Annotated in this window: 8 protein-coding genes; all 8 read left to right on the forward strand. The window is 35.3% G+C overall.

Annotated elements, in window-relative coordinates; all coding sequences use genetic code 11:
* Positions 1 to 137: 137 nt before the first annotated feature.
* The 8 genes from KBJ98_RS08380 (at position 138) to lpxA (ending at position 12,060) form a co-directional block, all read left to right on the forward strand.
* Complete coding sequence (locus KBJ98_RS08380; protein ID WP_210789441.1) at positions 138 to 3,047, forward strand: FAD-binding and (Fe-S)-binding domain-containing protein; 2,910 nt, start codon at positions 138 to 140, stop codon at positions 3,045 to 3,047.
* Between the two features lie 97 nt (positions 3,048 to 3,144).
* Positions 3,145 to 3,885: a hypothetical protein gene (locus KBJ98_RS08385; protein ID WP_210789443.1), complete on the forward strand. Its 741-nt coding sequence runs from the start codon at positions 3,145 to 3,147 to the stop codon at positions 3,883 to 3,885.
* Positions 3,886 to 4,157: 272 nt separating this feature from the next.
* Entirely contained in the window at positions 4,158 to 6,089 is a 1,932-nt protein-coding gene (locus KBJ98_RS08390) for an amino acid permease (RefSeq protein ID WP_210789445.1), read from the forward strand.
* A gap of 525 nt (positions 6,090 to 6,614) precedes the next feature.
* Complete coding sequence (locus tag KBJ98_RS08395; protein WP_210789447.1) at positions 6,615 to 7,409, forward strand: 3-keto-disaccharide hydrolase; 795 nt, start codon at positions 6,615 to 6,617, stop codon at positions 7,407 to 7,409.
* Positions 7,410 to 7,510: 101 nt separating this feature from the next.
* Positions 7,511 to 8,740 carry an HD domain-containing protein gene (locus KBJ98_RS08400; RefSeq protein ID WP_210789448.1) on the forward strand — a complete coding sequence of 410 codons (1,230 nt, stop codon included), beginning with the start codon at positions 7,511 to 7,513 and terminating at the stop codon, positions 8,738 to 8,740.
* A gap of 40 nt (positions 8,741 to 8,780) precedes the next feature.
* Positions 8,781 to 9,824, forward strand: coding sequence for a UDP-3-O-(3-hydroxymyristoyl)glucosamine N-acyltransferase (gene lpxD / locus KBJ98_RS08405; protein ID WP_210789450.1), 1,044 nt, complete (start codon positions 8,781 to 8,783; stop codon positions 9,822 to 9,824).
* Positions 9,817 to 11,205, forward strand: a complete 1,389-nt coding sequence (locus KBJ98_RS08410; protein WP_210789674.1) for a bifunctional UDP-3-O-[3-hydroxymyristoyl] N-acetylglucosamine deacetylase/3-hydroxyacyl-ACP dehydratase — start codon at positions 9,817 to 9,819, stop codon at positions 11,203 to 11,205. The genes lpxD and KBJ98_RS08410 overlap by 8 nt, the downstream gene beginning before the upstream one ends.
* A 69-nt stretch (positions 11,206 to 11,274) precedes the next feature.
* Positions 11,275 to 12,060 carry an acyl-ACP--UDP-N-acetylglucosamine O-acyltransferase gene (lpxA, locus tag KBJ98_RS08415; protein ID WP_210789453.1) on the forward strand — a complete coding sequence of 262 codons (786 nt, stop codon included), beginning with the start codon at positions 11,275 to 11,277 and terminating at the stop codon, positions 12,058 to 12,060.
* Positions 12,061 to 12,068: the final 8 nt, after the last annotated feature.

Consider the following 12,068-nt stretch of genomic DNA (forward strand, 5'->3'; position numbering starts at 1 on the left):
CAGTTTGCAATTTCTTTGCCAAAACAGCAAGCAGCTCTTTTGAGAACTTGATAGCCTAATAAAATTTTGCGAGAACGGACCGCAATTGGCTATTGATATTTCTATATTTGTGACTCAATTCTCTTTTTACCCAAAACATGTCAATTATTTCACAATTAGAACAATTAGCGAAGGATCTGGATGGAACTTTAGTTTATGATGATTTGCACAAAATATTGTACGCAACTGATGCTTCGGCTTACCGAATTTTTCCTTTGGCTGTAGCTTTTCCAAAAACGGAACAAGATATTGCTCGAATCATAACTTTTGCTGCAAAGCATCAAATTTCGATTACTCCGCGCACCGCAGGAACTTCATTAGCAGGGCAAACCGTAGGAAACGGAATAATTGTAGATGTGTCTAAACATTTTACAGCGATTAACGCTTTTGATGCCGGAGCGCAAACAGTGACGGTGCAACCAGGAGTTATTCGTGACGAATTGAATTTGTATCTCAAACCACACCGATTATTTTTTGGTCCCAATACATCTACGTCTAATCGATGCATGATTGGCGGCATGGTAGGAAATAACTCTTCAGGAACTACGTCTATTCGATATGGTGTGACTCGCGATAAAATTGTCAAGATAAAAGCCGTTTTAAGTGATGGTTCAACTGCTGTTTTTGAAAACATTACAACTGCTGAGTTCCAGCAAAAAATAAAAGGTTCTACTTTAGAGAGTCAAATTTACCGAACTTTATTTGAGGAACTTTCTAACACAGAGCAGCAACTCGAAATTAAAAGAGAATTCCCAAAACCTGAAATTCACAGACGTAATACGGGCTATGCAGTCGATATTTTGTTGCAATCGGAACTTTTTGGAGGAACAAATTCCCATATCAATGTTGGTCAATTACTTTGCGGAAGCGAGGGAACATTGGCGTTTACTACTGAAGTGACCTTGAAGGTAGATGCATTACCGCCTGCCAATAACGTGATGGTTGTAGCGCATTTTGATTCGGTTCAAGAAAGTCTCGAAGCGGTGGTAACAGCGATGAAACACCATCTGTACACTTGCGAGTTAATGGACGATACCATTTTAAATTGCACCAAAACCAACAGAGAGCAAGCTAAAAATCGATTTTTTATTCAAGGTGATCCTAAAGCCGTTTTAATGCTTGAAGTAGCTTCTGAAATCAGTATGGAAGATGCCGAAAAACAAGCTGATGATTTAATTTTTGATTTACAACAACAGAATTTCGGTTATGCTTTACCAAAAATTTACGGTGATGATATCAACAAAATAAATGAACTTAGAAAAGCAGGTTTGGGTCTTTTGGGTAGTATTGTTGGCGATGATAAAGCAGCCGATAGTATTGAAGATACTGCAGTAGAATTAAGTGATTTACCTAACTATATAGCTGACTTTTCAGCAATGATGGAACGTCACGGTCAAAGTGCTATCTATTATGCGCATGCCGGTGCTGGCGAAATTCACCTTCGACCTGTTTTAAATTTAAAGACAAAAGAAGGTGTGCACCAATTTCGAAATATTGCTACCGAGGTCGCTATTTTGGTTAAAAAATACCGTGGTTCCTTAAGTGGTGAGCACGGTGATGGCATTGTACGCGGGGAATTTTTGCCATTTATGATTGGTGCTAAAAATTACGAATTACTCAAACGAATCAAAAAAGCATTTGATCCAAACGGAATTATGAATTCGGGTAAAATTGTTGATGCGTTAAAAATGGACGAGAACCTACGTGTTGAAGCGGGTAGGGAAGAGCCCAACATTACGACCATTCAAGATTTTTCAGATAGTATGGGAATTTTGCGCGTTGCCGAAAAATGTAATGGTTCTGGAGATTGTCGCAAATTACCGTCAGCAGGTGGTACTTTATGTCCGAGTTACCGCGCTACTCGAAACGAAAAAGATACTACTAGAGCACGTGCCAATGCACTCCGAGAATACCTGACTCATTCTGAAAAAGAAAATAAATTTGACCATAAAGAGTTATACGAAGTTTTCGAATTGTGCGTGAGCTGCAAAGCTTGCTCCAGCGAGTGTCCGAGTAATGTTGACGTAGCGGCGTTAAAATCTGAATTTTTGTATCAATACCAAAAAGCGAATGGTTTCTCGCTACGTAACAAAATATTTGCTTACAATGCCAGACTAAATGCGTTGGGAAGCATAACCCCAAAAATTACCAACTGGATTGTTAATTTGCCTTTGGTAAAAAATAAAATGGGCGTTGCCAAAGAACGCACTGTGCCGCACTTAGCTAGAAAAACTTTTAGATCATGGTTAGCTAAGCAAAAAAGAAAGCAAACTGAATTTCCAAACGGAAAATTAGTTTTGTTTGTGGATGAATTTACGAATTATTATGACGTACAAGTTGGCATCGACGCTTACGAATTATTATCGGCTTTGGGTTACGAAGTGCTTATCGTTGATCATGAAGAAAGCGGAAGGGCTTTTATTTCAAAAGGTTTTTTAGAACAAGCCAAATCGATTGCTAATACCAATGTTGCTGTTTTTTCGGGATTTATTTCTGAGGACTTACCATTAGTTGGTTTAGAACCCTCAGCGATTTTAACTTTTAGAGATGAATATTTGCGCTTAGCAGATGATGTAGAAAAAGCCAAAGAAGTGGCTGCACATACGCATACTATCGAAGAGTTTTTTAAACTCGAAATAACAAAAGGAAATATTTCAGCTAAAAACTTTTCTGATAAAGAAAAACAAATTAAAATTCATGGACACTGCCATCAAAAGTCTTTGAGTACGATTGAAGCTACTTTTGCAATGCTAAATTTACCAAGTAATACAACGGTAACCATCTATAATTCGGGTTGCTGTGGTATGGCGGGATCGTTTGGATACGAAAAAGAACATTATGAAATTAGTATGCAAATGGGCGAGGATACCCTTTTTCCAAAAGTGAGGAACACTGCAACTAACACAGCTATTGCCGCAGCAGGAACAAGTTGCAGGCATCAAATTTTTGACGGTACGTCGCGTCAAGCCTTGCATCCTGTTTCTATTTTAAGAGATTGTTTGCTTTAAACGAAGAATTGCGTTATGAAATGATGGAATAATTTAACTCAAAGACAACAAAGTAAAGGTCAGCGACATAATTTTAAAAAAAACCTAGGAATTCAATATGTTTTGGAATAAAAAGAAAAAACCGTCAGTTACAGAAGATGACAAAAAATGGATTGAGGAAAGTTTTATTTTCCTTCGTGAAATTTTGGGCAATGAACACTTCGATAATTTAATAACAATTACTCCAACTAAAAACTTTTATAATTGGACTTTCAAAGGTGATGAAGAAGATGCCGTATTCGTTCTAGAAAGAACAAAAGATTTAATGCAAATAGAAGATTCTAACATTCGAATTGAATACTTTTCTAATCAACCAATAGAAATGAATGATGGGACAATTCTATCTAGCCCAGAAGATATTAATGGACAATGGCAAAGTGCAACTGGAGCATATGAAGAATTTGAAAATGAGAAAATAATTTACATTGAGAAAGAACAACTGAAAAACTCTCTTTCCTTAATTGCTACAATTGCTATTGAATTGTCGCGCTTTATTTTGCTTGGTGAAAACAGAATTGAAGAAAATGATGAATATTTAACTGAATTGACAGCTATAGCATATGGTTTTGGAATTTTTCTAGGTAACTCAAGATTTCAACATACCAAATTCCAAAACATTTCTAATTCAGGTTGGCAAATGAGTTGTCAAGGATATTTACCTGAACAAATAATCGCTTATGCAATGGTCTGGATAAGTCTTCAAAGAAAGGAATCAACCGAATATGAAAAATACTTAAACAAAGAAATGGCAAAATTTTTTACTCAAAATATCGAATATTTACGCACAAACAATCAATAAGGTTGCTAACAGCTACTATAATGTATTTGGGCATTTGTCTTGATGGCAAAATGATTTTGTACTTGGGAAATTTGTGCTCAACTGAAAAATATCTAATCTTTCATCCTAAACCTCGTGTCGCACCGAAACGTTTAGTTTTTGAAAAAAAAAGAGTAACAAACTATGATAATACAATTAGTTTTATACTTTTGATTTTTGAAGTTATTTTGCAGAATCAACAACAGAAATTTGCAAAAATTACAGATTATAAATTTAATTGATAAAAATACAAGATGGCATTAAAGGGCTTATTTAGAAAAAAAACCGTTCAAGATATCTTAAAGCAAGTTGAAAAAAATAATGCCGATGGCCACGCAGCCTTAGGCAAGCACTTGACAGCCCGAGATTTGACCGCATTTGGAATTGCAGCAATCGTAGGAGCTGGTATTTTTAGTACAATTGGTAAAGCTAGTGCCGATGGCGGACCTGCCGTAATATTTTTGTTTCTTTTTACTGCGGTTGCTTGTAGTTTTGCTGCATTTGCTTACGCTGAATTTGCATCAATGGTGCCGGTTTCAGGAAGTGCATACACCTATTCGTATGTAGCTTTTGGTGAAATCATTGCCTGGATTATTGGTTGGGCATTGATTATGGAGTATTCTGTGGGGAATATAACAGTAGCTATTTCGTGGAGTGATTACTTTACCGGCTTGCTTCAAAGTGGCGGAATTCACTTACCACAATGGGTTCAAATGGATTATTTATCAGCTTCTCGCGGATATGATGAAGCTATGGCGCTGATGCAAAGTGGAAAAGAATTTGCTAATTTGAGTCCGGCTTTGCAAAATGCACATAATGCATGGCAAACTGCACCGGTTATTGGCTCGTTTCATTTTGTAGCTGATTTACCTGCCTTGTTAATCATTGTTTTGATCACAGCTTTGATTTATCGTGGTATGAAGGAATCCCGCAATGCTAGTAATATCATGGTAGTTGTCAAATTATGTATTGTACTTTTGGTAATTGCTGTAGGTATTTTTTATGTAGATACGGCCAATTGGGACCCGTTTGCACCAAATGGTGTTTCTGGAGTTTTAAAAGGGGTGTCAGCTGTGTTTTTTGCCTATATTGGCTTTGATGCCATTTCTACAACTGCCGAAGAATGTAAAGATCCACAACGTGATTTGCCTCGTGGTATGATGTGGGCAATCATTATTTGTACGCTTTTATACATCGCCATTGCGTTAGTTTTGACCGGAATGGTTTCTTACGATTTACTAAATGTAGGTGATCCATTAGCCTTTGTTTTTGAAAAATTAGACTTGAAATGGATGTCGGGAATTATTGCTGTGAGTGCAGTGGTTGCTATGGCAAGTGTGTTGTTGGTTTTTCAAATGGGCCAACCTCGTATTTGGATGAGTATGAGTCGTGATGGTTTGTTGCCGAAACGTTTCTCAAAAGTGCATCCAAAATACAAAACACCATCGTACGCAACTATTGTAACTGGATTTGTTGTTGCAGTTCCAGCGCTGTTTTTGAATCTGACTTTAGTTACTGATTTATGCAGTATTGGTACCTTATTTGCCTTTGTTTTAGTTTGTGCTGGAGTTCTAGTACTTCAAAACAAACCAGATATCCCACGAGGGAAATTCAAAACGCCGTACGTAAATTCTAAGTTTATTATGCCAATTTTGCTTTTGATTGGTGTTGTTTATGCTTTTGTGTACAACAAAAAAGCGACGATGGATTTTATTACTAATGAAACTCAGACAAATTCTTCTGCAGCTATTATTACTAGCTTAACCAAAGAAGAAACTATAAAAGTATATGATTATTTAGTTGGTTTGGATGCTAAAAATGCTACAACAGATACTCCGGATTTAGAGCAAATTTTAAATCAGTACCAAGAAGATGAAGCAAAGTATGCTGAAGTTGTAAAAGGTTTGCCTGTAGCGGATGCTTTAAAATACGAGTCTGGTTTTAGTTTGTTCAAACATAAAATTCCAATGTGGATTTTCCTTTTGAGTTTAATCGGTTTAACAGCTTGGGCTTATCGCGCTAATTTGTCTTTAATTCCGCTTTTGGGTTTAATTTGCTGCTTGTACATGATGGCGGAATTAAGCGTTTGGAATTGGATTTATTTTGGAGTTTGGTTGCTTTTAGGATTAGTTATTTACTTTGGCTTTAGTCAAAAAAATAGTAAACTAAATACAGTTTCAGAATAAGAAATTAATTTTATACTCTATAAATGCTCTACTTTAGTGGAGCATTTTTTTTTGGACTAAGTTCTACCATTTAAAGTATTGTATTTTACATGTAAAACTTTTTGATGATTTACCAATCGATAGGTAGATAGCTCGTTTTAATAGTAGGTAGTTTTGTTTAATGCAGGTAAATAGTATCGCTTAAATCATATTGAAAGATCAATAATTATGCTCCAACCAAACCAATAAGTAATGAAAGAAATACTCTATACAATAGCATATAACTTCCATTAATAGAGGCTAATTAAAATTTCCAATAATTAAAAAAACATGAATCGATATGAGGTTTACTTATCAGATCTGATTCCAGCTCGAGCATAAAATCTGTGTTAATTTGTTTTCAAGTGAATAAGGTATATAAAATGATTTCAATATTTGTTTAAAGACCTAAATAGGAACGAAGAATCAATTACATTGGAAAAAAATGCTTAATATTGAAAAATTGGAATAAGACAATTAACTACTTTTTAACTATACCACACAATTATGAAAACAAAATACCATTCACCTTTTTTAGTAACCGCAATTTTACTTGTGGCTACGCTTTCATCTGCGCAACATAAATTTGTGAACACTCCCCCTGATGTTTCGCCTATGCCCATGAAACCTGAAATGACTGAAATTTGGGAGCCACAAGTTCAAGTAGTAACACCTGCGAAAGTTTTAGGAAACGCTCCTTCTGATGCGATTATCCTATTTGATGGAAAAAATTTAGATCAATGGGTAAGTCAAAAAGAAAAAAGTAAAGCTGCACCTTGGAAAATTATCAATAATGATTACATGGAGGTGGTTCCTAGTTCTGGCGGTATACAAACTAAAATGTCGTTTGGGGATTGTCAATTGCACCTAGAGTGGAGTGCTCCAGACGAAGTTCTTGATGGCGGACAGGCGAGAGGAAACAGCGGTGTTTTTTTTCAAAACCGTTATGAACTCCAGATTTTAGATTCATACAACAATAGAACATACGCCAACGGTCAAGCAGGTAGTATCTACAAAGATCATCCACCTTTGGTTAATGCCGTAAAAACGCCCTTAGAATGGAACTCTTATGATGTAGTTTATACCGCACCAAGATTTAAGTCCGATGGCAAAATTGATGCTCCAGCTCGAATTACCGTTTTTTTGAATGGTGTTTTGGTGCAAAACAATGCTACAATAAATGGTTTAACTTTGTACATTGGATTACACAATTATGCATCTGCACACGGAGAGGATGTAATTTCGTTGCAAGATCATGATTCAAAAAATCAGTTTAGAAATATTTGGGTTCGAAGATTATAATATAAAAATTTGTATGGAGCGCTAGTAACGCTCCATTTTTGTAGGATTTCATTTTTGAAACTGAATTTACTTATATTTGTTGACCTTTAAAAATGTAAAAAGTGACTCCAATTAATAAGAAGAAAATATTTAATGACCCTATTTACGGGTTTATCACTATACCGAATGCACTAATTTATGATCTAATTCAACATCCTTATTTTCAGCGTTTACGCCGTATTTCACAAATGGGGTTGTCCTATCTAGTGTATCCCGGTGCCAACCATACTCGTTTTCATCATGCTTTGGGTTGTATGCATTTGATGCAAAAGGCAGTTGATGTACTTCGTTTTAAGGGAGTTGTCATTTCAGCAGAAGAAGAAAATGCCCTTTACATTGCTATTCTACTTCATGACATTGGTCACGGTCCATTTTCGCATGCTATGGAAAAAAGTATTGTTGAAGATGTGCACCATGAGGAAATTTCTTTGCTATTCATGAATCAGTTAAACAGTGAATTCAACGGAAAATTAAGCTTGGCAATTCAAGTGTTTAAGGGAGAATACAACCGTAAATTCATGTTACAATTGATATCTAGTCAACTAGATATGGATAGAATGGATTATTTGAAAAGAGATAGTTTTTATTCTGGAGTGGCAGAAGGAAATGTAAACTCGGAGCGCCTCATTCAAATGATGAACGTGGTGGATGATTATTTGGTTATTGAAGAAAAAGGAATTTACTCCGTAGAGAAATTCTTGATGTCGCGAAGATTAATGTATTGGCAAGCCTATTTGCACAAAACGAGTTTGGTTGCCGAACTTATTTTGATGAAAATCTTAAAAAGAGCCAAAGAACTTACACTAAAAGGTATTGTACTTCCTTGCAGCGAACCGCTTTTGTTTTTTATGCAAAACAGAGTTTCTTTACAAAATTTTGATGCTGCTACTTTAGATTTATTTTCACAATTGGATGATTTTGATATCATTGGTGCTTTAAAAACTTGGCAAAGACATCCCGATTATATTTTGTCATCTTTAAGTAAAATGATTGTCAACAGGGATTTGTTGAAGATCAAATTAAGTAGCGAAAAAGTAGATTTAGACTATCTACAAGAACTTAAAGAACGATTTTCTAGAGAACATCATATTTCTGTCGCAGATACTAACTACTTTATTTTTAGAGGAAAAATCAAAAATCAAGCCTACAGTAAAGAAGCAGAACCGATCCGAATTTTGAAAAAAGATAATACAGTTGAAGATGTAATTGAGTCTTCTGACCAGCTGAATTTAAAATCGTTATCCAAAGCAGTGACTAAGTATTATCTATGTTTCCCAAAACAACTGTTATAAAAACAGCATTTAAAATCTATTTTTTTATATTTTTGTCGCGATGAAATTTACAGCAGAACAAATAGCGGGGATATTAGAAGGTGAAGTAATTGGTAATGCCAATGCCGAGGTTTCTACCTTATCAAAAATTGAAGAAGGAGTAGAAGGTTCTCTAACTTTTTTATCTAATCCGAAGTATCAAAATTATATTTATACTACAAAAGCCTCTATAACAATTGTTAATAAAAATTTTATAGTCGATGCTCCTGTTGAAACGACTCTTATAAAAGTAGACGATGCTTATGCTAGTTTTACCAAACTTTTAGAATTTTACAACGAAGTTAAATTGAATAAAACTGGGGTAGAACAACCTTCATTTATAGCTGATAACGCAAAATTGGGGTCTAATATTTATTTAGGTGCCTTTAGTTATATCGGGCAAAATGTCGTTTTAGGTGACAATGTAAAGATTTATCCTAATTGTTTTGTGGGTGATAATGTAGTAATTGGAGACAATTGTGTTGTTTTCGCTGGTGCAAAAATATATTCAGAAACAAATATAGGGAACAATTGTACGATTCATTCTGGCGCTATTATAGGTGCAGATGGTTTTGGTTTTGCTCCAAATCCAGATGGAACTTATACTAAGATTCCGCAAATTGGGAACGTAGTTATTGAAGATAATGTCGATATTGGTTCCTGTACAACAATTGATAGAGCAACAATGGGTTCTACAATTATACGCAAAGGAGTAAAATTAGACAATCAAATACAAATTGCTCATAATGTCGAAATTGGCGAAAATACGGTGATTGCGGCCCAAACAGGCGTTGCAGGATCGACCAAAATTGGCAAAAATGGAATGATAGGTGGTCAAGTTGGTATTTCAGGTCATTTGACAATTGGCAATAATGTGCGCATTCAGGCACAATCAGGTGTTGGTCGTAATATAAAAGACAACGAAGTCTTACAAGGAAGCCCAACATTTGGATACAATGATTTTAGTAAGTCATACGTTCACTTTAAAAACTTACCCAAAATTGTTGCAGAAATTGAAGAATTAAAAAAACAAATATTAAACCAAAAAAATGGAAACAATGGTTAAACAGAAGACCATCAAAACAGAAATCTCACTAACAGGAGTTGGCTTACATACTGGTAAAGAAGTAAAAATGACTTTTAAACCTGCTCCAGTGAATAATGGTTTTACTTTTGTTCGAATAGATCTTGAAGGACAACCCGTTATTGAGGCAGATGCTAACTTTGTAGTAAATACACAAAGAGGTACCAATCTAGAAAAACGTGGCGTACAAATTCAGACTCCTGAACATGTTTTAGCAGCTTTAATTGGTTGTGATTTAGATAACGTTATTATTGAATTGAATGCTTCTGAACTTCCAATCATGGATGGTTCATCGAAATATTTTGTTGAAGCTTTAGAACAAGCTGGTTTTGAAGAGCAAAACGCAAACCGTAACGTTTATGTAGTAAAAGAGGTTATTTCATTTACAGATGAGGCGACTGGCAGTGAAATATTAGTAATGCCTAGCGATCAATATTGTGTAACTGCAATGGTTGATTTTGGCACCAAAATTCTTGGAACTCAAAACGCCAATATGAAAAGCATTTCAGAATTTAAATCTGAAATTGCCGATTCTAGAACCTTCAGTTTTTTACATGAACTAGAATCTCTTTTAGAACATGGATTGATAAAAGGAGGCGATTTAAACAACGCTATTGTGTATGTAGATAAAGAAATATCTGCCACAACAATGGAGAATTTGAAGCGTGCTTTTGGTAAAGATGAAATTTCAGTAAAACCAAATGGTATTTTAGACAACCTTACTTTGCACTATCCAAATGAAGCAGCGCGTCATAAATTGTTAGACGTGGTTGGTGATTTAGCGTTGATAGGAACTCGTATTCAAGGAAAAGTAATTGCAAACAAGCCAGGGCATTTTGTAAACACGCAGTTTGCCAAAAAAATGGCGAAGATTATCAAAATAGAACAACGCAATTATGTGCCAGTTTATGATTTGAATCAAGAGCCCTTGATGGATATTCATAAAATCATGGCTGTATTGCCACACCGTCCACCATTTTTATTGATTGATCGCATTATTGAAATGTCTGAAAGTCATGTGGTTGGAATGAAGAATGTAACTATGAATGAAAATTTCTTCGTAGGGCATTTTCCAGAAGCTCCAGTTATGCCAGGAGTTCTTATCGTAGAAGCTATGGCGCAAACAGGCGGAATTTTGGTTTTAAGTACTGTTCCAGATCCAGAAAATTACTTGACCTATTTCATGAAAATTGATAATGTGAAGTTCAAACATAAAGTTTTACCCGGCGATACATTAATCTTTAAGTGTGATTTGATTACACCAATCAGAAGAGGTATTTGCCACATGCAAGCCAATGCTTACGCTAACGGAAAATTAGTTGCTGAAGCAGAATTAATGGCGCAAATTGCAAAAAAACAATAATTTTTTTGTTGATTTGGTTAATCGTTTTTCGGTTAATCGATTAAACAGGTAAACGATTAAATAAAGATTATGAATCAACCACTAGCTTACGTTCACCCTGGTGCTAAAATTGCCAAGAATGTTGTTATAGAGCCTTTTACCACCATACACAACAATGTAGTTATTGGTGATGGAACATGGATTGGATCGAATGTGACCATCATGGAAGGAGCCCGCATAGGAAAAAATTGTAATATTTTTCCAGGCGCAGTTATATCGGCAGTGCCGCAAGATTTAAAGTTTGGAGGCGAAGATTCTCTTGTAATTATTGGCGACAATTGTACAATTAGAGAGTGCGTTACAATAAACAGAGGTACAATTGCTTCAGGACAAACTGTTATTGGAGACAATTGTTTGATTATGGCAACAGCGCATATTGCGCATGATTGTCATGTTGGTAATAATGCAATTATTGTAAACGGTGTTTTATTAGGTGGTCACGTAACCATTGGTAATTACGCTATTATTGGAGGATTATCAGCTGTTCATCAGTTTATTAGTGTGGGAGATCATGCTATGATTTCTGGTGGATCATTGTTAAGAAAAGATGTTCCGCCTTACACAAAAGCAGCAAAAGAACCACTTTCATATGTAGGTATAAATTCTGTGGGTTTAAGAAGACGTGGATTTACCTCTGAAAAAATCAGAGAAATTCAAGAAATCTACCGTATTTTGTATCAAAAGAATTATAATGTAACACAAGCATTAGGGATCATTGAGGCAGAAATGGAAGCAACTCCAGAACGTGATGAAATCATTGATTTTATTCGAAATTCATCACGAGGAGTAATGAAAGGCTACTCAGGAAATTATTAAAAATTAAA

Source organism: Flavobacterium erciyesense, from assembly GCF_018069925.1.
In the GTDB taxonomy this organism is placed as follows: Bacteria; Bacteroidota; Bacteroidia; order Flavobacteriales; family Flavobacteriaceae; genus Flavobacterium; species Flavobacterium erciyesense.